The following is a 22,680-nucleotide window of genomic DNA, read 5'->3' as shown; positions in this document are numbered from 1 at the left end:
TCGAATGGGCTTTTTCTGGGCATCCGCACCGCCTCCACCGCTGGCGGAGACGGTAGCACGGCACCCGGGGAATTCCCACAAGATAATACGTCATCGTATTTACGAATTGCGGTACTAAGTGAGCGACAAGCCGGAAGAAACGGCGGCTTGCGAAGCGGTCCGGCGGCACTCGGCCAACCGCACCCAAGGGCGGTCGTGACAGCCCGCCTGCGCTAGCGGCGCGTAACGCTCGGCGGTTTGGTGCCCATGGTTGCAACACGCCCCCAGTATCCACGTGCCGAGTTCGACCTGTCAACCGGGAATTTGGCTTGTGGTGCGCCCCCGCCGGGGGCGGCAGTACCGGGGCTACGGGATTAGAGCGAGCAGGGCGGTCACGTCCGCGGCGCTGACACGGCCGTCCCCGGTAAGGTCAAGTGCGGCAAACTCAGGGTCGTTGAAGATCGCGTCGAGCAGTAGGTCGAGGTCGTCTTGGGCAATCCGGCCATCGCCGGTGAAATCGCCGCGCAGCGGTGTCGGCGTTGGTGTTGCGCTGAAGGTCGGGGTCGGCGAGCGTGGTCCACTGGTCGCGCTCGGTGTCGGCGTACGGGTAACGCTGGGAGTGGCGCTCGGGCGCGTCTGGGTTACGGTCGGTGATGCCGTGGCGGTTGGCGTCAAGGTTATGGTCACCGTTGGCGCCGGCGTTTGTGCCTTGCCGGCGAAGAACCGGCTGTACTTGAGGAGGTTACGCAAGGCCGCGCCGTCGGAGTTGGGCCGCCCTTCCCAACAGTAAGCTAAGGTGCTGACGATCACGCGGCCTTCGCCGCGAATATACTCGATCCAGGTTGGGCCGTCGGCGTTGCGAAGCACCGTGGTGGCGTCGGGCGGGATGTTGATTAGTACCCCGTTGTCGGTGGTGCTCCAACCCTGGAAGTCAGCCGCGCCGAGGGGTTCGCCGCCGTAACCAGTGCCGGTGAGGTAGGGGTGACTGGCGGCAACAATCGTTTGTTGGTCGTGCCCCGTGGTGGGCAGGAAGCCGACGCCAGCGGGGGCGATGGCAATTTGCTCGCCGTCCGTGTCCGGGTCATTGGCGGCGTGAATGACGGCCACGCCGCCGAAGGACACGAACTGCTCGATAAAGCCGCCGGGCTGTGACATTGCGCGCAACAGGTCGTAGTCGCCCTGCGATTGGCCCGGGGCCAGGTACAGCGTCTTGTACTGCTGCTGCAAGGTGGCAGGCGAGCGCGATGGTAGGGTGTTCAACCCCGGGCTGTACGAGGTGAAGAAGAGCGCCAGCGACTGCGAGGTGGTGCACGGTACTTGGTTCTCTCCGTTGGCGGCACCTTGGGGCAGGATGAAATCGGCACGCGGCTTCGGCGTCGGCGTGGCCGTCGGTGGGGTGCCAGTGATCGTCGGCGTGAACGTCGCGGTTGGCGAATCGGTGGCGGAGGCCGTTGGAGAAGGGCTGGGCGTATCAGTCGGAGCGGCGGTAACGGTGTAGCTGGCGGTGAACGAAGCCGTGGGTGGGGGCGGGGGAGTCGGCGAACTGGTTGCGGTCTGTGTCGGTGTCGCGGTCGAGGTCGCGGTCGGGCTGATAGTGGGAGTGCCGGTCCGGGTGGGTGTTGGCGTTGTCGAGGGCGTGGCGGACGGAGTGAAGGTGCGCGTCACCGTCGGCGAGAGCGTGGGGGTGAAAGTGGGTGGCAGGCTGCCGGTCGGAGTGCGTGTTGCAGTGGCTGTTCGCGTGAAGGTCGAGGTGTTGGTTGGGGTGCGGCTGGCGCTGGCGGTGGCCGTCGCTGTAGCGGTGTTGGTCACAGTTGCTGTGGCGGTGGCAGTGAGGGTGGGGGTCGGCGTGGGTGTTGCGGTGCGGGTCGGCGTGTAGCTGGCGGTGTGCGTCGCGGTGTATGTGTGCGTTGGCGTGCTGGTGAAGGTTGGGGTGTCGGTGGCCGTGGCAGTTGGTAGCGGAGTCTGGGTGGGCGTGAAGGTCAGGGTCAGTGTGGGGGTGGGGGTCGGCGTGGCGGTGTCGGTCACGGTAGGTGTCGGGGTTGGGAGATCGGTGGGATCAAAGGCGAATTCCACTAGTACCTGTGTCACGGCGGTTTGTCGTGAGCCAGAGGAGTGGCGGATGGCGAGCTCGGCGGTATCGAGCCCGAACACCGTCCAGGGCTGGAGCGTGATCGGGTCCAGCTGATCCAAGCGAGCGAAGCCTTTTTGCGTGGCCGAGAAATCGACCATGACCTCGGCGGAATCGCTGCCGCCGTTACCGCCGCAGTTGGCCGAGTCGGTTCGCCAAAACAGCCCGGTGTCGGTATTCGGCTCATCGGCTGATTCCCAGCCGGCCACCAGCATCTTGGTGGCCAGTATACGTCCGACGAAGCCGAGCGGTACGATCGCCTCATGACAGAAGGAGGTGCGGAAGTTGGCGTGGTTGGTTTGCACACCGGGCGGGCTGGGGGGACGGCTGTTGACGCAAGTGAAGTCACCACCGGTGCCGCAGCTGGTGTTGCCCGGCGCCCACTGAACATAGGTGCCGTCGGCAGAGGCCATGGCGCCGAGGATGCGCACGTTCGCCGGCCAGACGTCACTGCGTGAGATGGTGTGATCGTCCCAGACCAAGCGCAAATCGTTCGAACTGACGACGTCGGCACCGATGACCGTGCTGCTCACGGATGCCGTCGCCAAGTGGCTGCCAGCGACCAGCGGTAGGCCGTTGATGCGCAGTTCCGCGGTGCCGCCGGCCGCGGCGGCGAAGTACTGCACCTCGTAGTGAGTGAAGATCGGACAAGGTGACAGCGGCAGGGACGAGCTGCCGACCGGGGCGCCCGCAACTTGCAGGGTGACTGCCCAGTTGCTGTTGAGCAGTAGCTCGACCACGGCTACCCCGCCGCTCATCCAGGCGCGAATCCGGCGCGGGCTGGCCGATCCCAAGGCGGTCGAAGCGCGGCAGGCATAGATGCCGTCGCTGAAGACCGCCGCCGGCGCACTCAGGCTGATGCTGGCGTTATTGGTCGAAGATATGCCGACCGAGGTCAGCAAGGCGTACTGGCCGCTGCGGGGCGTGGCGACGGCCGTGGCGTTGCCGGTATAGTCGCCGAGCCAACCACTCTCGAAACCGTTCATCCGATCGATCAGCCGTAGGGGCGGCGCAGTTGGGGTAGCTGTCGGCGTCGGCGTTACGGTGCGGCTGAAAGTCGGCGTCGGGGTGTCCGTGGGCGTCGGGGTGTCGCTCGGAGTCGCGCTGGCGGTGAAAGTGGCGGTCGGGGTCTCCGTCGGCGTCGGCGTTGCTGTGGCGGTCAACGTCGGGGTATCGGTCGGCGTCGCGGTCACGCTGGGTGAGGCGGTCGCGGTCTCTGTGGGCGTGTGGGTCGGTGTCGGCGTCAGCGTCGGCGTTGCGGTGGCAGTGAGCGTTGGCGTCACTGTTGGTGTTGCGGTTGAAGTGGCAGTGTCGGTGGGCGTGCTTGTCGGCGTCGAGGTCGGGGTTATGGTGGGCGTGGCCGTCGGGGTGTCGGTCGGTGTCGGGGTCAGCGATGGGGTTGCGGTGGGCGTGAAGGTGGGCGTCGGTGTCGGTGTCCTGGTGAAGGTGGGTGTCACGGTCGGCGTCAAAGTCGGCGTGGCTGTGGGGGTGGGGGAGGGAAAGCCGGTGGTATCGAAGGCGATCTCACGCCACACCTGGGTGATCAACACCGGGTTGCCGGCGCCGGTATACGTGAACCCGGCTTGCAGCGTATCAATCGCTTCAGGGCTCCAGTCGCCCCCTGCCGGATTGCCCAAGTCGATGCGGGCATAGCCGAGAAAACCCGGCTGTGTCAGTGGCAGCGAGCGGGGCAGCGATTCCAGCCCGCCGCTGCCGCCGCAGTTGGCCGCATTCGGACCCACGCGCATATCTAGTGTAGCTGGCCCCGCTGGAGCGGCAGCGACGACAAACGTCTTCACTCCGAGAATCTGACCAAAAATGCCGGTCAAGGTGGCGGGATAATGGCAGAACGACTCCCGCGCCAAAGAGCTGGCCGATGACACCACGGTCGTGCCGGCGTCCGGCGGCCGCTGATTGACACACTCCACCGCGGCTGCGCATCCGCTCAGTGCCCAATTGCTCTCGCCGGCAGTGGTAGGGGCCAAGCCGGCAATCTGCAATTCGCCGGGAAAGGTGGCCGTGCGCGCGATGCTATGATCGTCCCACACCAGCGCGACACTTCCCGGTTCACTGCCGTCACAGCCGATGCGGGTGGTATCAACCGCCGCGCTGGAGAAGTGCGGGCCGAGGCTTCCCTGGTTGATGCCGTCAAGGCGCAGGACCGCGTCGCCGCCGCTGCCGATGGCCCGGTAGCGCACTTCGAGGTGGGTAAACGTGGGGCAGGCGCTGATCGCGCTGGCTGATAGACTCACCGTGCTGCCGCCGACGCGCAACTCCACTGTGTTGTCCGGGCGCAGGACCAGCTCGGCGACTGTGCCGCCCGCGCCGAGCCAGCTGCGGATGCGCCGAGTGTTGGCGGCGTTGTTCTCCCGAATACAAGCCCAGATCCCGTCGGTCACGATCGTGGCACTGGCGGAAAGGGTGGCAGCGACGTACTCACTCGCTCCCGAGGTGGCAGTTGTGAGCAGCCCGTACGAGCCGCTGTGCCTGGTCGGGTCGCCGGTGGGAGCGCCGCCGCCGGGGGCGTAGTCGCCGGCGTCCCCGCCCTCGAAGCCATTGAAACGGTCGAAGTCGCGAGTGGTAGCGCCGGCGGCCGTGCAGAAGAGCACTGCACCGGCGACGAGCGCGAGGCCGCACAACCGCCAGTGGGGCCGCGGTCGGTATTGGCGTGTCAGACTCAGCTCTGTGGGCTCCACGGGCGTGAAAGTGCGTTGACTCGTTAGAGGGCCTTTGATACCTAGGCCGCGCCTCCGGCACAAGCTTGCCGCATGAAATTTCCCTCTGTGAAAGGATTTCACGACGTCCTACCGGACGAAAGCGCGCGCTGGACATGGATCGAGCAACAGGCGCGCATCGTCTTCCGCCAGTACCATGTAACCGAGATTCGCATTCCGATTGTTGAGCGCACCAGCCTCTTTACTCGCTCTATTGGTGACACCACCGATATTGTTGAAAAGGAAATGTACACGTTCTTGGATCGCGATGGTACCTCTTTGTCGTTGCGACCAGAAGGGACGGCCGCGGTGGTGCGGGCCTACGTCGAGCACGCGGTGGCCCAGCACGAACCGGTCTCTAAGTGGTATTACCTCGGCCCGATGTTCCGCCGCGAGCGCCCGCAGAAGGGGCGCTTGCGCCAGTTCAGCCAAATCGGCCTCGAGTTGCTCGGGCGCGAGGACGCCGCGGCTGATGCCGAGGCCTTGCTGCTGCTGGACGACTTGCTGCGCGCGTTGCAAGCACCCGGAGTGACCCTGGCGATCAACTCGCTCGGCTGCCGGCAATGCCGCCCGGGCTACCGTTCGGCGCTGACCGCTTACGGCCAAGGGCAGCGCGAGCGGTTGTGCGAGAACTGCGTGCGGCGGTTGGAGCGCAACCCGCTGCGGCTGCTCGATTGCAAAGTGCCCACATGCCGGGAGGCCACGGCCGCTGCGCCGACGATGATCGAGCATCTCTGCCAGGACTGCGCCGCCCACTTCGCCACCGTGCGCGCCATCCTCGAACGCGAAGGAGTCGCGGCGACGGTCAATGCGCGCATCGTGCGGGGGCTCGACTATTACAATCGGACCGCCTTCGAAGTGCTGGCGCCGGGGCTCGGGGCGCAAAACGCCATCGGCGCCGGCGGTCGTTACGATGGCTTGGTGCGAGAACTTGGTGGCCCCGATGTTCCCGGCGTCGGCTTCGCCCTCGGCGTGGAACGTTTGGTGATGTTGTTGCCCGAGTTGCCGGTACGAGCGGTGCCGGACCTCTTCATCTGCCCGCTCGGCAGCGCCGCCGAAGCCGAGGCGATTCATCTGGCGCACCGCCTGCGCCGCCAGGGGATGGCGCTGGAGGTCGAGGCCGGCGGCAAGAGCCTCAAGAGCCAGATGCGCCGGGCCGACCGGAGCGGCGCGCGTTTCGTGCTCATTGTCGGGGAGGATGAATTGACGCGTCAGGCGGCCACCGTGCGCGACATGATCGCCAAACAGGATTATCCGGCGGCGCTGCCGCTGGCACTCGGGGTTGGTGAGATCCGCGCCACCCTCAGCCGCTTGAGTGAAGCGGCGCAGACGACCACGGCGTCAGCCGGCGGCGAGTAGATCAGACATGAGCGAACTAGAAGTGAGCATGGCGGGACTGGATGGTTGGCAACGCAGCTGCTACGCCGGCAGCGTGAGCGCGGCCGACGAGGCGCGCGCGATCGTCGTCATGGGCTGGGTCAATGCCCGGCGCGATCACGGCGGCGTGGTTTTCGTCGACCTGCGGGACCGTTCGGGCATCTTGCAGCTGGTGTTCAACCCCGAGCGCAGCGCGGCGGCACACGTGGTCGCCGAGGAGCTGCGCGGGGAGTTCGTAGTCGCCGCCCGCGGCACCGTCGTTCGTCGCTCGGCCGAAACGGTCAACCCCAACCTGCCCACGGGCGAAGTCGAGCTCATGGTCAGCGAGGCGCGCATTCTCAACCGCTGCCGGCCGACACCCTTCGCGATTGACGGTGGCGACGCCGTCGCTGAGGCGACCCGCCTGAAGTACCGCTACCTCGACCTGCGGCGGCCGGCGATGCAGAATAATCTGATTCTGCGCCATCGCCTGACCAAGACGATTCGTGACTACCTCGATCGCCACGGCTTCCTGGAGATCGAGACGCCGGTGCTCGGGCGCAGCACGCCGGAAGGCGCGCGCGATTACTTGGTGCCGAGCCGCATCAGCCCGGGCGAGTTCTACGCCCTGCCGCAGTCGCCGCAGCTCTACAAGCAGTTGCTGATGGTCAGTGGCTACGATCGCTACTTTCAGGTTGTGCGCTGCTTTCGCGACGAGGACCTGCGCGCGGATCGCCAGCCGGAGTTCACGCAGATCGATCTGGAGATGTCCTTCGTCGACCGCGATCAGGTGATGGCGCTGGTGGAAGGGATGCTGCGCGAGGTGTTTGCTTTGCGCGAGATCGCGCTGCCGAACCCGATGCCGCGCTTGACCTACGCCGACGCCATTGGACGCTTCGGTACCGATCGGCCGGACCTGCGCTTTGGGCTGGAGCTGACCGAGATCTCGCAGCTGGTGCGCGCGGTGGAGTTCAAGGTCTTTCGCGAGGCGGTCGAACGCGGGGGTATCGTTAAGGCGTTGCGGGTAGCCGACGGCAGCCGGCTCTCGCGCAAGGATCTCGACTCGTTGCCCGAGGTGGCGGCGCCGTACGGCGCCAAGGGAGTTGCCTGGGTGAAGCTGAACCCCGACGGTTGGCAGTCGCCGATCGCCAAGTTTTTCAGCGCCGAGCAGCGCGCCGCCATCGAGGCCGCCTGCGCCGCCGCGGCCGGCGACGTCATCTTGTTCGTGGCCGACGACGCCAAAGTGGTCAACGAATCGCTGGCGAACTTGCGACTGCACCTGGCCGACGTGCTTTCGCTGGTGCCGGAGAACGCCTTCGCCTTCACCTGGGTGACCGACTTCCCGCTGCTCGAATACGACGCGGCAGAGAAGCGCATGGTGGCGGTCCATCATCCTTTCAGCGCTCCGAACGCCGAGGACCTCGCAAGGCTGGAGAGCGCTCCCGCGGCGGTGCGCGCTCAGGCCTATGACGTCGTGCTCAATGGTACGGAACTCGGCGGTGGCAGCATTCGTATCCACCGCCCGGAGGTGCAAGCGCGGGTGTTTGCGCTGCTGGGCATCAGTGAGACGGAGGCGCGCGACAAGTTCGGCTTCCTGCTCGACGCCTTGGCTTTCGGCGCGCCGCCCCACGGCGGCTTGGCGATCGGCCTGGATCGTTTGTGCATGTTGCTGTCCGGCGCCAACTCGATCCGCGACGTGATCGCGTTTCCGAAAACGCAGCGGGCCGCGTGCCTGATGACCGAAGCACCTAGTGCGGTCGACCCGCGCCAGCTGCGCGAACTCGGATTACGGCTGGCATGAAGTCCACGGCACGCACTCCGCAAGCCCGTAATTGGGCTCTGATCGCATGCCTACTCGTGGCCTGTGCCTGCGGCTCGGTGCTGAAACGGCACCCGCAGGCGGAGCTGCCGCCGATCAAGCTGCTCGCCGTGCTTCCGGTCGAAGCGGTCGTGGTTGCGGCGCAACCCAAGGCCGTCGATGTCGAGGTGCCGGTGACCGCTTTGCCGGCGAACGCGGGCCTGGTGGTCAGCGCGCAGATATACGGGGTGATGGCGGAAGGCCCGCGCTGGCGCTTCGTGCCCGACCTGGTGGTGGAGCAGGCGCTGCGCGATTTGCCGGCCGACGGCTCGCTCGAAGCCCGCGCGGCGCAGCTGGGCAAAGCGGTGGGCGCCGACGGCGTGCTCTATGGCTCGGTCTCGCGCTTGCGCGAGCGCGAAGGCAGCGAGTACGGGGCCCGGCGGCCGGCTTCGGTATCGTTTCGACTGGCATTGCTGGCGGTGGCCAGCGGTCAAACCGTGTGGCAGGGCAGCTTCGACCAGACGCAACAGTCGCTGAGCGCGAACCTGTTCAACTGGTGGATGTTCTGGCGCGCCGGGCCGCGTTGGTTCACCGCTGCCGAGCTCACCCGGCTCGGAGTCGAGCAGCAGCTCGCTGAGTTGGAGCGGCTGCTCGAGTGAGTGGACATGCGCATTGTCGTCACGGGTGGCAACGGACAGCTGGCGGCTGACTTGGTGCCACTGCTGGCCGCGCGCCACACGGTGGCGCCGCTGCGCCACAGCGAGCTGGAGCTGCGCGACCACGACGCCGTTTGCCGCCGGCTTGATGCCGAGCGTCCGGAGGTGGTGATCAACACGGCCGCCTTCCATCGGGTTGACGACTGCGAGCGCGAGGTCGAGGCCGCTTTCGCCGTCAACGTCTTCGCCGTGCTCAACCTCGCCCGCTGGTGCCGTGACCACCAGGCGCAGCTGATGCACTTCAGTACCGACTACGTTTTTGCCGGCGACGTGGCGGCGGCACGGGGCGAGGGCGACCTGCCCGGACCGCTTAGTGTCTATGGCACATCGAAACTGGCCGGCGAGTACCTAGTCCGACAGACCTGCCCGCGCCACATTGTCATCCGCACCTGCGGACTCTACGGTCATGCCGGCAGCAGCGGCAAAGGCGGCAACTTCGTCGAGACCATGCTGCGACTGGCGGCCGAGCGCAAGCCGATCCGAGTGGTGGCGGATCAGATCCTCACGCCTACGGCCACGGTCGATCTGGCGGCCAAGGTGGCGCAGCTGCTCGAGACGCGGGAATATGGCCTGTACCACATCACCAACGCCGGCTCCTGTTCGTGGTTCGAGTTTGCGCGCAAGATCTTCCAGCTCGCCGGGGTTGCCGCCGAGCTGTCGCCGACCACCTCGGCCGCGTTCGGCGCGCCGGCGCGCCGGCCGGCGTACTCGGTACTGCGCCACGACCAGCTCGCGCGGCTGGGGCTCGATGATCTGCCGCCTTGGGATGACGCCCTTGCCCGCTACCTGCGGGGGCGGTGCTAGGCAGCGCAGGTTACTGCAACGCCGCCAGCGCCTGCTGCGCTTCCAGCCAGTCGGGTTCCTCCTGCGCCAGTCGCGCTGCCAGTGCCCGTGCCCGGTCACGTTCGCCGTTGCGCGCAAGTAGTGAGACGACACCGAGCAACTCCGGGTTGCGCAGCTTGGCTCCCTCGGGGGCTGCCGCCAACTGGTCTATAAAGCGGAGCAGCGGGCGCAGCGGTCCCGTGAGTTGCAGCAGTTCACGCAGCCAGCTGCCCCGGGCGAGGCTGGCCACGGGTAAGTCAAAGGTCGCCACTTCACGCAACAGCTGGTCACGACCGGTCCTACCGGCGTAGAGAATGAGCGGATCGTTGCCGGCGCTGAGGTCGAGCACGTTGGCGTCCTTCGACCAGGGCATCAGCTGCGGCCAGGCTGCTCCCAAGCGGACGGAAAGAGGAACCACCAACCAGCTGCGTGGACCTTTGGGCAGCGCACTGGCGAGCAATCTCGCCGGCATCTCGGGCAACAGCTGGCGCCGCAATGCCGGGGCGTAGAACAGCAGCGCCTCGCGCACTTCGGGTGCCGCCACTGTGTCTTCAGCCCACGCGTTGTTACCGACAACGGCAGCAACCGCACGCCAGTCGGGACCAGCCGGCCCGGTGGGCGCGCGCAGCACCCACCCGCCCGCGGCCACGACGGCGGCGGCCGCCGCCGCGGTGAGCCAGGGCTGCACGCGTGAGGGCGCCGGGGTCAAGGCCCACTCGAAGCCGCGGCCCGCCAGCAGCAAGTAGAGCGGCAACACAAAGAGCACCTGATGCGGATCAAAGGGATAGGGTAGCGCACTGGTGGCGATCAGGGTTCCGGCGACGGCAAAGGCGATGCCGGTGCTCAACAGCGCGGAGGCCAGGCGCCGCTGTACTACACCACGCAGCACGCCGAGCCCCGCAGCGGCCGCCAGTATCAGCCCCCAGTACGGCGGCAGACGTTGCGTGCCGGCGGCCAGCCGCTGGGCCAACGCGGTGAAGGTCGCCGGCGTGACCCGGGTCACAAACAGTGCGCCACCGCGGCCGCCGTGGTAGTCGAGCCATAACCACGGGGTAAACCAGAGCAGCGCCGCCGCGGCCGCCGTTGCCACGAACAGCAGTGCCCGGGTCGAAAGCGCCCGGCCCCACCAGGCGATGAAGCTGACGATGATTACTGCCGCCCAAACCAGCGCAGCGCCGTAATGGCCATAGAGGGCCAGCGCTCCGCTGATCACCAGCACGACCCACGCGCCCCGCGAGGGTGCTTGCAGGCCATGTGCCGCCGCCGCTAGCAGGACGGTGCTCAGCAGCCCAGACAATGCCGCTGCTTGGACTTCGCGGCCGGCGCTGATGTGCGGCGCCGAGATCACCAGTAAGGCGATGGCAATCCACGGCGCTTGGCCGAACAGCACACGGCCAGCGACGAACATCGCCACTACCGTCAGTGCACCAAATGCCGCGGCCAGCGCGCGCGCGGGTTGTTCGCTGCGGCCGTGGCGGCGTATGATCCAGTGAGTGAGCAGCGCATGCAGCGGTGTCGCCCCGGTCTGCCGGGCCACGGCCGCGGGCAACCGCGCCAAAGGTTGGTCCGCGACCACTAGGTCGTTAATCTCGTCCACAGAGAAGGCGGTGGCGTCAAGATGCTGGAGACGCAGGCACGCCGCAACGGCCAGCGCCAGCAAGACGAACACACACTCCCACCACCGCATGAAGGGGCGCCTAACAGAAGGCCAGGCGCTTGGGCAAGCGCAGGCGCTCGCTCAAAACTGTCGCCGGGCGGTCTCGATGGTCGCAGGCTCTTGCTGATGCGGTACCCAGTTGGTGTCGGCGGGATGCTTCAAATGCAGCGGGTCACGTACCAGGCGCAGGACGAGGCCGAGCGGGAAAACGAAGATGAAGTAGAAGACCACCATCATGATCCGGGTTTGGACCACGCCGATGGCGTGCGCGAGCCGCTTCCAGCCCTCCCACGCCCGGCGCCACACCGAGGGCGTCGACTCCGAACTAGGCGTGCCGGCGAGCGCGACGCCGCGATCCACCACAGTCAAATTCTGTTGCACGGGTACTCCTTCCGGCTTCCAGCTATGACGGCAGCGGACAGGTTTTGCAAGCTGCTTCAGACGTGCCGGTCTCAGTTTGTGCGGCCGGTGGCGCTCATGACCGCCCGCGTCACCTCGACGTGATAGTGGATGGCCGACCACAGGCTGATCACCAGCGATATCCACAAGAAGTACATACCGGCCGCGTGGAAATCGATGCCGAGAAAGCGGTAATGCAGCAGCAGGCCCTGGATCGCGAACATCTGGAAGATCATCTTATACTTGCCCAGTTCCTCCGCTCCCAACACGATGCCGTGGTCGGCGGCAATGGCGCGCAGCCCGGTTACCGCCAGCTCGCGCCCGACCACCACCACCACGATCCACCCCGGCAGGCTGGGCTCGCGCTCGAGGCTGGCAACCATCACCAGCGCGGCCATGACGATCAGCTTGTCAGCCAACGGATCGAGGAACTTGCCCAGGGTGGTGATCAGACCCTGGCGCCGCGCCAGGTAGCCGTCGAAGAAGTCGCTCCAGCAGGCAATGAAGAAGACCAAGGCGGCCAGCAGGGCCGCGCCCTTGCCCGGGCTGGTGAGCAGCCAAACCAGCAGCGGAATGAGGGCGATGCGAAACAGCGTCAGCAGATTGGGAAGGCGGCTCACAGCGGTCGGCTACCACGAAAGCCGCGCCGCGAAAAGCCGGCGGGCAAAAGCAATCGCCGCCTTGGCGCTGCTAGGGCTTGTGCAGGTAGTGGTCGCGAAAGCGCATGACGCGCTCGAGATACTGAACCGTTTCGGGGTACGGGGGCACGCCGCCGTACGAGTCCACCGCCTTCTCGCCGGCATTGTAAGCCGCCACCGCTAGGCGCACGTTGCCGGCATAGCGATCGAGCAGCCAACGCAAGTGGCGGACTCCGCCCTCGACGTTTTGTTTCGGTTCCCACACCCGCCACACGTTGTGGCGCCGCGCCGTCCCCGGCATCAACTGCATCAGCCCCTGAGCGCCCTTGGGCGACACGGCGTGCGGCACGAAATCCGACTCGGCCCGGATCACCGCCTTGACCAGCGCGGAATCGACGCCATGGCGCTGGGCCACGTCGAGGATGACCTGGTCGTAACGCTGATAACGGGCGCGGTCCACGATCGGTCCCATCCGCCGCACCCAGCCGCCGAAATCCGGCACGTAAGGCCGGTAGGCGGGCTCCGAGGGGGCGTTGCTGAAATGCAGCACGCCGGCGCGGTCGCGGTACATGTAGATCTCACCACGGGCCACACCGGCGCAAGCGCAGACAAGCAGGGCGATGAGGATTCCTCTCCGCATGGCACCGGAGGCTACGAGGTTTTGGCTTGTTGGTCAATCGCTTTTTTACCTGCGCTTGCCTGGCGCACGGCGTGTGATAAGCGGCGAACCGACCGCCATGGAAACAGACTTCCTCGTAGTTGGCGGTGGCCTGGCCGGGCTCACCTTCGCGCTGCAGGCAGCACCGCATGGCTCGGTGGTGGTGCTGGCCAAACGGCCACTGCCGGAAAGTAACACCGCGTATGCCCAGGGCGGAGTCGCTTCGGTATGGAGCCCGGAGGACTCCTTTGCCTCGCACACCGAGGACACGCTGGTGGCCGGGGCCGGGCTGTGTCACCGCGACACGGTGGAAATGGTGGTCCGCGAGGGACCCGAGCGCATTCGCGACCTGATCGCCTTGGGCATCAACTTCTCGCTGCGTCCGGGAACCGAGGACGAGTACGACCTCGGTCGTGAAGGCGGCCATTCCCGCCGCCGCATTCTGCACGCCTCGGACGCCACCGGGGCGGAGATCATGCGCGCGCTGGTGGCGGCGGTACGCGACACGCCGGCCATCACTGTCCTCGAAGATTACGTCGCCATCGATCTGCTGATTGACGCCAAGTTCGATCCCTCCATCGGAGCGCCATCGTGCTGGGGGGTCTACGCCCTGAATCGGACCGACAACACGGTTGAGACCATCCGCGCGCGCGCCACCGTGCTGGCTAGCGGTGGCGCCGGCAAGGTGTACCTGTACACCAGCAATCCCGACATCGCCACGGGCGACGGCATCGCCATGGCCTACCGCGCCGGGGTGCCGATCGGCAACATGGAGTTCATGCAGTTTCATCCCACCTGCTTGTTTCATCCGGCGGCCAAGTCGTTCCTGATCAGCGAGGCCCTGCGCGGGGAGGGGGCGGTGCTGCGCCGCCCGGACGGCAGCGAATTCATGAGCTGCTACCACCCGCAAGCCGAACTGGCGCCGCGTGACGTGGTCGCTCGTGCGATCGACAGCGAGATGAAGATCCACGGCTTCGAGCACGTCTACCTCGACATCACGCACAAAGGGGCGGCCTTCGTGCGCTCGCGCTTCCCAACCATCCACGCGCGCTGCCTGGAGTACGGCCTCGACATCACCCGCGACCCCATTCCCGTGGTGCCGGCAGCGCACTACTGCTGCGGCGGTGTCATGACCGACATCGACGGCGCTACCACCGTGCGCCGCCTTTACGCCGCCGGCGAGGTGGCCATGACCGGCCTACACGGCGCCAATCGCCTGGCCTCGAATTCCTTGCTCGAAGCGGTGGTCTTCGGCCACCGCGCGGCGCACCACGCCGCCGCCTTACTGGCGCGGGATCGCGCCCAGCCGCCGCGCTGCCCGCCGTGGAATCCGGGCCAGGCCAGTGACAGCGATGAAGAAGTCGTGGTGACGCAGAACTGGGACGAGGTCCGCCGTTTGATGTGGAACTACGTCGGCATTGCCCGCTCCAATCGGCGTCTGGCGCGCGCCCTCAAGCGCATCCTGCTGTTACAGGAAGAGATCCGGCAGTACTACTGGGACTTCAAAGTCACCGCCGACCTCATCGAACTGCGCAACCTGACGCTGGTGGCGGAACTGATCGTGGTTGCCGCGATCATGCGCAAGGAGAGCCGCGGCCTGCACTTCACCATCGACTATTGCGATCGTGACGATAGTAACTGGCTGCGTGATACGGTGGTCACCCGCGCCGAGCAGTTCGCTCCCGATGCCGAGTTTCTCGGCTCGTTGTACCGCCGGCGCCGCCCCGGCGGCAGCGAGGCCTGAGCCGCATGCCGCCGCGCTGCGGTTCCACGGGCCTTCCACGGGCAGGCGTGGTTGCCTGATACCGAGCCGCGTGGTTAGCTGACGCCGCTATGGCCGAGCGCGAGCAACCCTGGCTGATGCGCACCTACGCGGGTCACACCGATCCGCGAGCAGCAAACCAATTGTTTCGCGGCAATCTCGCTAAGGGTCAGACCGGCTTGAGCGTGGCCTTCGATCTACCGACGCAAACCGGCTACGACGCCGATGATCCGATGGCGCTGGGCGAGGTCGGTAAGGTCGGTGTCCCGATCGGTCACCTCCAGGACCTGGAGGCCTTGTTCGCCGGTATTCCGCTGGCGCAGATGAACACCTCGATGACCATCAATGCCACCGCGGCGTGGCTGCTGGCACTATACGTCGCCGCCGCCGAGCGCCAAGGCGCCAACCCGCGAGCGCTGCGCGGCACGACGCAGAACGACATTCTCAAGGAGTATCTCTCGCGCGGCACCTACATCTTCCCGCCCGAGCCTTCGCTGCGGCTGACCGCGGATACCATCGAGTACACGGTGGCCAACATCCCGAAGTGGAACCCGGTGAACATTTGCAGCTACCATCTGCAGGAAGCCGGGGCCACGCCGGTGCAGGAGTTGGCTTTCACGCTGGCCAACGCCTTCGCGGTCTTGGATCGCGTGCAACAGCGGCCGGGCGTGTCACTGCCGGAGGTGGTCGGCCAACTCTCGTTTTTCGTCAACGCCGGCATTCGCTTCATCGAAGAGAGCTGCAAGCTGAAGGCGTTCGTCCGGTTGTGGGATCGCTATCTGGCCGAGCGTTACCGCATTAGTGATGCCAAGAAGCGCCGCTTCCGCTACGGCGTGCAGGTCAACTCGCTTGGGCTGACCGCGCAGCAGCCCGAGAACAACGTCCAGCGCATCTTGCTCGAGATGCTGGCGGTCACCTTGTCGAAAGAGGCGCGGGCGCGTTCGGTGCAATTGCCGGCCTGGAACGAAGCCCTCGGCCTCCCGCGACCGTGGGACCAGCAGTGGTCACTGCGCATGCAGCAGGTGCTGGCGTACGAGACCGACGTGCTCGAATACGACGATATCTTTGCCGGCTCGACCGTGATCGAGGCCAAGGTCAAGGAGCTGATGGACGGCGCTGAGGCCGAGCTGGCGCGCATTCAAAGCCTCGGCGACACGGCGCAGGCGATTGCGGTGATGAAGCGGGCGCTGGTAGCGAGCCACGCCGAACGCCAGCGCAAGATCGAAAGCGGTGAGTTGGCGGTCGTTGGCGTCAACCAGTACGTCGACCACGAGCCGTCGCCACTGGTCGCGGCCGAGGCGGAGAGCATCCTGGTGGTCGATCCCGACGCCGAGCGCCGGCAGATCGAGCAACTGCGGGGGTTTCGTGCGGCCCGCAACGCCGCCGAGGCCAGCGCCGCTTTGCGTGCGCTGGAAGAGGCGGCGCGCTCGGGCAGCAACATCATGCCGGCGTCGATTCGCGCCGCCCATGCCGGCGTCACTACAGGTGAGTGGGCGGGCACGCTGCGAAAGGTGTTCGGCGAGTATCGTGCCCCCACCGGGCTGCAAGGCCTGGCGTTCTCCGGCGACGGCGACGCGCTGGAGGGCGTGCGCCGCCGTGTCAAGCAAGCAGCCGCGCAAATCGGGCATCCGCTGCGATTACTGGTGGCCAAGCCCGGCCTGGACGGGCACTCCAACGGCGCCGAGCAGGTGGCGGTGCGCGCCAAAGAAGCCGGCTTCGAGGTGATCTACGACGGCATTCGGCTCACCCCGGAACAGATCGTCGAGTCGGCGCTGCAAGAGGACGTCGATGCACTAGGCATCTCCATTCACTCCGGTTCGCACCTGACGCTAGTGCCGCGCGTGCTCGAGCTGCTGCGCGCCAACGGCCTGGCCGAGGTGCCGGTCTTCGTCGGTGGCGTCATCCCGGCGCGCGACCAGCCGGTGCTGCTGCGGGCGGGGGTGGCGCGCGTGTATACCCCCGGTCAGGCGACGCTCACGGCCATCATCGGCGACATCGCCGATCTGGTGGCGGCGCGCAGCGGTCGGGCTGTTGCCCGCGCTTGAAGGAGCTGACGAACCGGGGGCAAACAACTGGCGTTGCTCGGGGCTGCCGCGATGGTACAAGCCGGCCGGCTGGCGCACTTGGTTGCCGCACGACAAAGGAGCTGTCTCGAACATGGCGGAGGCGAGCATGAATCTGGTCGATCTGGCCGGCGTAGAACATTTGGTGAACACGAGCGACACGGTCGTGCGCGAGGCCATCGCAGTCGCCAGCCGGCGCACCGCCGGCGGTAAAGACATCGACGCTGAGCAGGTACACTGCGAGCGCCTCGCCTACGCCGCCACCGAGGTGGCGGCGGCTCGCGCCCTGCTCGACTATTCCAAGACCGCGGCCGGGCGCGAGCCCGGCCTGGAGGCGATGGCGGCATTGTTTGCCGCTGAGGTGGCGCAGCGGTTGGCGGCCCAGATCGATGCCCACGCCGGCGAGTTCGGCCTCGGCGAGCAAGGCCTCGACGCGACCCTGGGCGCGGCGGCGATCAAAAGACTTATTCGCGCCGCCGCGGCCGACGCCGCCGTCTGCGCCATCGGCCGCCGCGTGATCGAGCAGCGCGGCGCTAATCACTGCTGGCTCGGCGACGAGCTGGCGGCGATGACTCGGGACTCGGTACGCCAGTTCGCGGAAAGCGAAGTGGCGCCGATCGCCGAGCGCATCCATCGCCACGACGAGCTGATACCCGAGGCCATCATCGCCAAGATGAGCGAGCTGGGATTCTTCGGCATGTCCGTGCCCGAAGAGTACGGCGGCGGCGGCATGGGCAACCTCGCCATGATCATTACTACCGAGGAACTGTCGCGCGGCTCGCTGGCCGCCGCCGGCAGTCTGATCACGCGCCCGGAGATTCTCACCAAAGCTCTATTGAAAGGCGGCACCGCGGCGCAGAAGCACAAGTGGCTGCCGCCGATCGCCGCCGGCAAGATCATGGTCGGCATCTCGGTGACCGAGCCCGACATCGGCTCCGATGTCGCGGGGGTGAAATGCCGCGCCGATGCCGGTGCGGTGGCCGGCCAGCCGGGCTATCTGCTCAACGGCGCCAAGGCCTGGTGCACCTTTGCCGGCCGCGCCAACGTGCTGGCGTTACTGGCGCGCACCGATCCGGACCTGAAGAAGGGTGCGCGGGGATTGTCGCTGTTCATCGTCGAGAAGGAGGCCTTCGACGGCCACAGCTTCGCGCTGCGACAACCCAACGGCGGCACGCTCGTGGGCAAAGCCGATCCCACTCCGGGTTACCGCGGCATGCATTCGTTCACGCTCAACTTCGACAATTACTTCGTGCCCGCCGCCAATCTCGTGGGCGAGGAGGCCGGCTTGAACAAGGGCTTCTATCTCCAGATGGGCGGCTTTGCTGCCGGCCGCTTGCAGACCGGCGGCCGAGCTACCGGGCTGGCGCAAGCCGGCCTGGAGCGCAGCGCCGAGTACGCCAACGACCGCAAGCAATTCGGCGAGCCGATCGGCAACTTCCAGCTCACGCAGCACAAGCTCGGCCGCATGGCGGCGCACATCATGGCCGCACGCCAACTCACGTACGCGGCCGCGCGGGCGATGGATAAGGACGAGTCGCTAGCGCTGGAGCCGGCGATGGCCAAACTCTTCGCCTCCGACGTGGCGGTGTGGACCACTCAGGAAGGCCAGCTGATCCACGGCGGCTGGGGTTATGCCGAAGAGTTTGCTATTTCGCGCTACGTCGTCGACGCGCAAGTGCTGCCGATCTTCGAAGGCGTGAAGCCGATCTTGGAGTTAAAGGTGATCGCGCGCACGCTCCTGGGCGGATGACTGCGGGGCATGAAACGGCAGCTGTAGCTTGATGGCCCGGTGGCTTTTCGGCGGCTGAGGAGCCGGCATGGCACGTACCTATTACGAACGCTTGTCAGCGCTCGATGCTTCGATGGTGTTCATGGAGACGAGCCATACTCACATGCACATCGGCGAGGTCGGCATTCTCGAAGGCGGACCGCTGACCAGCAGCAGCGGCGCGCTTGACGTCGAGCGCATCCGCGCCCACGTGGCCGGCGGCCTCGATGCCGTGCCGCGACACCGGCAGCGGCTCGCTTTCATTCCTGTTGAACACCACCCGGTGTGGGTGGACGACGACCGCTTCAATCTCAACTACCACGTGCGACACACCTCGTTGCCGCGACCCGGCAGTGTTCGCCAGCTGAAGCGGTTGGTCGGCCGCCTCATGTCACAGCCGCTCGACCTCTCGAAGCCGCCGTGGGAGCTGTGGCTGGTCGAGGGGCTCGAAGGCGGCCGCGTCGCGATGGTGAACAAGTTGCACCACTGCATGGTCGATGGTGTCTCGGCGGTCGCGGTGCTCGCCGCGCTCTTTTCGCCCGATCGCCACGCCCCTGCCCACCGGCGCTCGAGTTGGCGGCCGCGGCCGGCACCGCGCACCGTCGATCTTGCGCTCGGGGAGCTGCAACGGCGCATGACCGCGCCGCTGGCATTGGGGCGCAGCCTGGCTTCGGCGCTGGCCCACCCCGGGCACGCGCTCGAAGCCATCCGTGACGCCGCCGAAGGGGCGGTCGAGGCGGTGGTCGGAAAACTCCAGCCGGCGTCGAAGACCCCGCTCAATGTCGACGAGGTCGGGCCGCACCGGCGCTTGGACTGGACCCGCTTTGACCTCGATGAAGTCAAAGCCGTTAAGAACCGCCTCGGCGGCAAGGTCAACGACGTGGTGCTGGCAGTGGTGGCCGGTGCGATCCGGCGCTACTTCCGCGCGCACCGGACAGCGGTGAGCGACCTCGATTTCCGCATCGTCATTCCGATCAATACCCGGCCGGCAGCCGCCGCCGCGGCACTGGGCAACCGCGTGGTGCCGACGCTGGCCCGGCTGCCGCTGGAGCTGCGCAATCCGCGTGAACGACTGCAAGCGGTGGCGCAAACCACGGCGGCGTTGAAGGCTTCGAAGGAAATCCACGCCGTCGAACTGTTCGAGGACATGTCCAACTGGGCCGAAGCCGCCCTGCTCACCGAGCTGGTGCGCCGAGTGACCCGCTGGTGGGCCGGCAATCTAATTGTGACCAACGTTCCCGGGCCCACGACGGCGCTTTATTTGCTCGGCGCCCGGCTGCTCGAAGGTTACCCGGTGGTTCCGATGATGGCCAATCAAGCGCTGGGGATCGCGCTCTTGAGCTACGACGGCGGGCTGTACTGGGGCTTCAATGCCGATTGGGACGCGCTCAGTGACCTGCACGACTTGGTGGGGTGCTTCACCGAGGAGTTCACCGCACTCAAACGGGCCGCCGGCCTCGCGACCGCGACGCGCGCCCGGGCGCGCCGGGCCCGGCGCGGGTAGCGCTACGAACCCACGCCCAGCTTCTCGCGCTGGCGGCGGCGCGCGGCGCGGCTCTCGGAGGTGATCCATACCGACATCGCCTGCAGCGCCTCCTCGGCGCTTTCCGCCGCGATGCTTCGAGCCGCAGCGGCAACCAGCGCCGCCTTGGTGTGAGCATAAGCTTCGCGGGGAAACGTGCCCAGCCGAGCCGCGCGTGTCAGTACGGCCTGCTCGAACCCGTGGGCCGGCAGCAGCTCGGAGACTATGCCCAGGCGCACGGCTTCGCTGGCCGGGTACAGCGAGGCACCCAGCAGCAGCTCGTTGGCACCGGCGTGCGCCAAGCGCAGGCGGACGATTTCAAAGGCGGCGCGCGGAAACGAGGCACCGACGGCAACTTCATTGAGCCCCACGCGATAGTCGCCGTCGACCGCCAGCCGGTGATCACAGGCCAACACCAACACCAAGCCGCCGGCGATCGCATGGCCGTTGACCATGGCAATGGTTGGTTTGGAAAACGTAAAGAGCTGCAGGTGGCTGTCGCGATAGAGGGCGTAAAGGTCGTGGGCGACCTCGTCATCGCGCCGGGGGGCGGCGAAGTCGAAGCCGCCCGAGAAGAACGGCCCGGCGCCGGTCAAGACCAGCGCCCGCACCGTCTCATCCGCACGCGCCTCTGCCAGCGCCGCCGCCAAGTCGGTGAGCAAGGCCTCGTCGATGGCGTTCGCCGGCGGCTTGGACAGCGTTAGCACACGAACACCACCCGCCCGATCTTCAACCGATACCGTCGCCATTACCGTAGCCATGCGCGACCTATAGCACACTGGCGCCTAACGGGATGCCCGGCGGCGCGCGTTGCGGAGCGCTTCCGCCGCCGCTCGAACAACCCGCGGCAATCGTGCTCGGGCACGGCTTGAACTCCGGGTGCCACTGGCCGATACTCCGCGGCACATCATCTGCGAGGAGGGCAACTATGAAGCTCTACAACATGAACTTGAGCAACTTCGCCTCGAAGTGTCGCTTGGTGATCTACGAGAAGGGGGCCCCGGTCGACATTGTGCCGATCCCCGGCGGCGACTTGAAGTCGCCCGCGTACCTCAAGATCTACTCCCTCGGCAAGACTCCGGCACTGGAGGTCAACGGCGAGATCATCGGCGAGTCGGAGGTCATCAACGAGTACCTCGAAGACAAGTTTCCGGACAAACCTCTGCTCCCGAAGGATGCGGAGGGACGTGCGCGGGCGCGTGGCGTGAGCCGCTTTCACGACCTTTACGTCGAGCCACCGCTGCGGGCGCTGTTCCCGCAAGTGACGGCGGCGCAGAAGGACCAGAAGCTAATTGCGGATAAGCTGGCGGAGGTAGCCACCCGGCTCGATCAGCTGGAGGGCATGCTGGCGCCTGCCGGCCCGTATGTGCTCGGCAACGCTTTCACCCTGGCCGACTGCGCCCTGGCGCCGACCATCTTCTTTGCCAACTTGCTGCTGCCGATGCTCGGCGCGCCGTCGTTCAGCGAAGGCCGGCCGAAGCTGGCGGCGTGGTGGGGAAAGGTGCAAGAGCGGCCGAGCGTGCAGAAAGTTCTGGCTGAGCAGCAGGAAGCCCTCATTCAGATGCAGCAGCAGCGCCGGTAGCGGGAGGGCGAGCGCTCTCGGTTATGCGTGCGATGGTGCTCACCCAGCCGGCACCGATCGCCACCCGGCCGTTGGCGTTGCGCCAGTGGCCGGTGCCGGAGCCCGCGGCCGGCGAGATCCGGGTGCGGGTGCGGGTCTGCGGCATCTGCCGCACCGATCTGCACGTGGTCGAGGGCGAACTGCCGCCACAGCGGCCGCAGGTCGTTCCCGGTCATCAAGTGGTCGGGCTGGTGGACAAGTGTGGTGCCGGCGCCAAGCGCTTCCCGCTGGGCGCCCGTGTCGGGATTGCCTGGCTGCGCTCGACGTGCGGGGCGTGCGCGCGCTGTCAGGCGGGCAGCGAGAATCTCTGTGCCGCGGCGCGCTTCACCGGCTACCACGAAGACGGCGGGTTTGCCGACTATGCCGTGGTGCGTGAGGACTTCGCCTACACCTTGCCTGGAACCATCAGCGATGCCGAAGCCGCGCCCTTGCTGTGTGCCGGCATCATCGGCTATCGCGCCTTGCGCCGGGCCGAGATCAAGCCGGGCTGCCGCCTCGGTCTGTACGGTTTCGGCGCCTCGGCCCACATCGCGATTCAGGTGGCACGCCACCTCGGTTGCCGTGTCTTCGTGATGACTCGCGACCAGCGACATCAAGCCCTGGCGCGCGAGCTGGGCGCGGCATGGACCGGTGGCGCGGAGGCGCCGCCGCCGGAGCCGCTCGACAGCGCGGTGCTGTTCGCGCCGGCCGGGGAGTTGGTGCCGCCGGCGTTGGCTGCGCTCGATCACGGCGGCACGCTGGCGCTGGCGGGCATCTACCTCAGCGACATCCCGCCGCTGCAGTACGAGCGCCATCTTTTCCACGAAAAGAATCTTCGCAGCGTTACCGCCAATACCCGGCAAGATGGCGAGGAGTTACTGCGCATCGCCGGCGAGATACCGCTGCGGCCTCGCACCGTGGCGTTTGCGTTGGAGTCCGCCAACGAAGCGCTCGGCCGCCTCAAGCACGACGCTATCGCCGGCGCGGGCGTGTTGCAGGTCGGCGAGTAGGCCGGTTTTCGCGGCGGTGGCCGTTTGGTATAGGTTCATGCTTCGGTACCGGGCCTGTCCGGGCCGGCCAACACCAGTGGGAGGAACCGC

General features: G+C 66.9%; 16 protein-coding genes. 10 read left to right on the top strand and 6 right to left on the bottom strand.

Annotated features, from left to right (window positions below; translation table 11 throughout):
• Window positions 1-345 precede the first annotated feature (345 nt).
• Window positions 346-4,803, bottom strand: coding sequence for a hypothetical protein (locus HY699_02765; GenBank protein MBI4514721.1), 4,458 nt, complete (start codon window positions 4,801-4,803; stop codon window positions 346-348).
• Between the two features lie 72 nt (window positions 4,804-4,875).
• On the opposite strand from HY699_02765, the gene HY699_02760 reads away from it, so the two are divergent.
• The 4 genes from HY699_02760 to rfbD are packed head-to-tail and all read left to right on the top strand — an operon-like array spanning window position 4,876 to window position 9,495.
• The gene (locus HY699_02760) at window positions 4,876-6,180 is read left to right on the top strand and encodes a histidine--tRNA ligase (protein ID MBI4514720.1); all 1,305 of its coding nucleotides are present in this window, start codon (window positions 4,876-4,878) and stop codon (window positions 6,178-6,180) included.
• A 28-nt stretch (window positions 6,181-6,208) separates the two neighbouring features.
• Window positions 6,209-7,978, top strand: a complete 1,770-nt coding sequence (aspS, locus tag HY699_02755; protein ID MBI4514719.1) for an aspartate--tRNA ligase — start codon at window positions 6,209-6,211, stop codon at window positions 7,976-7,978.
• On the top strand, window positions 7,975-8,634 hold the full coding sequence (locus tag HY699_02750) for a hypothetical protein (GenBank protein MBI4514718.1): 660 nt from the start codon (window positions 7,975-7,977) through the stop codon (window positions 8,632-8,634). The genes aspS and HY699_02750 overlap by 4 nt, the downstream gene beginning before the upstream one ends.
• A gap of 6 nt (window positions 8,635-8,640) precedes the next feature.
• Window positions 8,641-9,495 carry a dTDP-4-dehydrorhamnose reductase gene (gene rfbD, locus HY699_02745; GenBank protein ID MBI4514717.1) on the top strand — a complete coding sequence of 285 codons (855 nt, stop codon included), beginning with the start codon at window positions 8,641-8,643 and terminating at the stop codon, window positions 9,493-9,495.
• A 10-nt stretch (window positions 9,496-9,505) separates the two neighbouring features.
• On the opposite strand, the gene HY699_02740 is transcribed toward rfbD, so the two are convergent.
• The 4 genes from HY699_02740 to HY699_02725 all read right to left on the bottom strand — a co-directional run bounded on the left by HY699_02740 (window position 9,506) and on the right by HY699_02725 (window position 12,847).
• Window positions 9,506-11,200: a hypothetical protein gene (locus HY699_02740; protein MBI4514716.1), complete on the bottom strand. Its 1,695-nt coding sequence runs from the start codon at window positions 11,198-11,200 to the stop codon at window positions 9,506-9,508.
• A gap of 51 nt (window positions 11,201-11,251) precedes the next feature.
• Window positions 11,252-11,551: a hypothetical protein gene (locus tag HY699_02735; GenBank protein MBI4514715.1), complete on the bottom strand. Its 300-nt coding sequence runs from the start codon at window positions 11,549-11,551 to the stop codon at window positions 11,252-11,254.
• Between the two features lie 71 nt (window positions 11,552-11,622).
• Window positions 11,623-12,189 carry a CDP-diacylglycerol--glycerol-3-phosphate 3-phosphatidyltransferase gene (gene pgsA / locus HY699_02730; protein MBI4514714.1) on the bottom strand — a complete coding sequence of 189 codons (567 nt, stop codon included), beginning with the start codon at window positions 12,187-12,189 and terminating at the stop codon, window positions 11,623-11,625.
• A 70-nt stretch (window positions 12,190-12,259) separates the two neighbouring features.
• On the bottom strand, window positions 12,260-12,847 hold the full coding sequence (locus tag HY699_02725; protein MBI4514713.1) for a lytic transglycosylase domain-containing protein: 588 nt from the start codon (window positions 12,845-12,847) through the stop codon (window positions 12,260-12,262).
• Between the two features lie 97 nt (window positions 12,848-12,944).
• On the opposite strand from HY699_02725, the gene nadB reads away from it, so the two are divergent.
• The 4 genes from nadB to HY699_02705 all read left to right on the top strand — a co-directional run bounded on the left by nadB (window position 12,945) and on the right by HY699_02705 (window position 19,962).
• Window positions 12,945-14,609 carry an L-aspartate oxidase gene (gene nadB / locus HY699_02720; GenBank protein ID MBI4514712.1) on the top strand — a complete coding sequence of 555 codons (1,665 nt, stop codon included), beginning with the start codon at window positions 12,945-12,947 and terminating at the stop codon, window positions 14,607-14,609.
• A gap of 89 nt (window positions 14,610-14,698) precedes the next feature.
• The gene (locus HY699_02715; GenBank protein ID MBI4514711.1) at window positions 14,699-16,672 is read left to right on the top strand and encodes a protein meaA; all 1,974 of its coding nucleotides are present in this window, start codon (window positions 14,699-14,701) and stop codon (window positions 16,670-16,672) included.
• Window positions 16,673-16,799: 127 nt separating this feature from the next.
• Window positions 16,800-18,440 (top strand): acyl-CoA dehydrogenase family protein, encoded by a 1,641-nt coding sequence (locus HY699_02710; protein MBI4514710.1) that lies wholly within the window; start codon window positions 16,800-16,802, stop codon window positions 18,438-18,440.
• Window positions 18,441-18,507: 67 nt separating this feature from the next.
• Window positions 18,508-19,962, top strand: a complete 1,455-nt coding sequence (locus tag HY699_02705; protein ID MBI4514709.1) for a wax ester/triacylglycerol synthase family O-acyltransferase — start codon at window positions 18,508-18,510, stop codon at window positions 19,960-19,962.
• 2 nt (window positions 19,963-19,964) lie between these two features.
• Here HY699_02705 and HY699_02700 read toward each other — a convergent pair whose 3' ends face one another.
• A complete protein-coding gene (locus tag HY699_02700) occupies window positions 19,965-20,729 on the bottom strand; it encodes an enoyl-CoA hydratase/isomerase family protein (GenBank protein MBI4514708.1) in 765 nt (254 codons plus the stop codon).
• Window positions 20,730-20,908: 179 nt separating this feature from the next.
• On the opposite strand from HY699_02700, the gene HY699_02695 reads away from it, so the two are divergent.
• A complete protein-coding gene (locus tag HY699_02695; GenBank protein MBI4514707.1) occupies window positions 20,909-21,562 on the top strand; it encodes a glutathione S-transferase family protein in 654 nt (217 codons plus the stop codon).
• A gap of 23 nt (window positions 21,563-21,585) precedes the next feature.
• Complete coding sequence (locus HY699_02690; GenBank protein MBI4514706.1) at window positions 21,586-22,590, top strand: zinc-dependent alcohol dehydrogenase family protein; 1,005 nt, start codon at window positions 21,586-21,588, stop codon at window positions 22,588-22,590.
• Window positions 22,591-22,680 lie beyond the last annotated feature (90 nt).

The sequence above is a fragment of the Deltaproteobacteria bacterium genome (genome assembly GCA_016210005.1).
GTDB lineage: Bacteria > Desulfobacterota > Binatia > HRBIN30 > JACQVA1 > JACQVA1.
The sequence above is the reverse complement of the archived record's forward strand: the minus strand, read 5'-3'. Positions and strand labels throughout refer to the sequence as shown.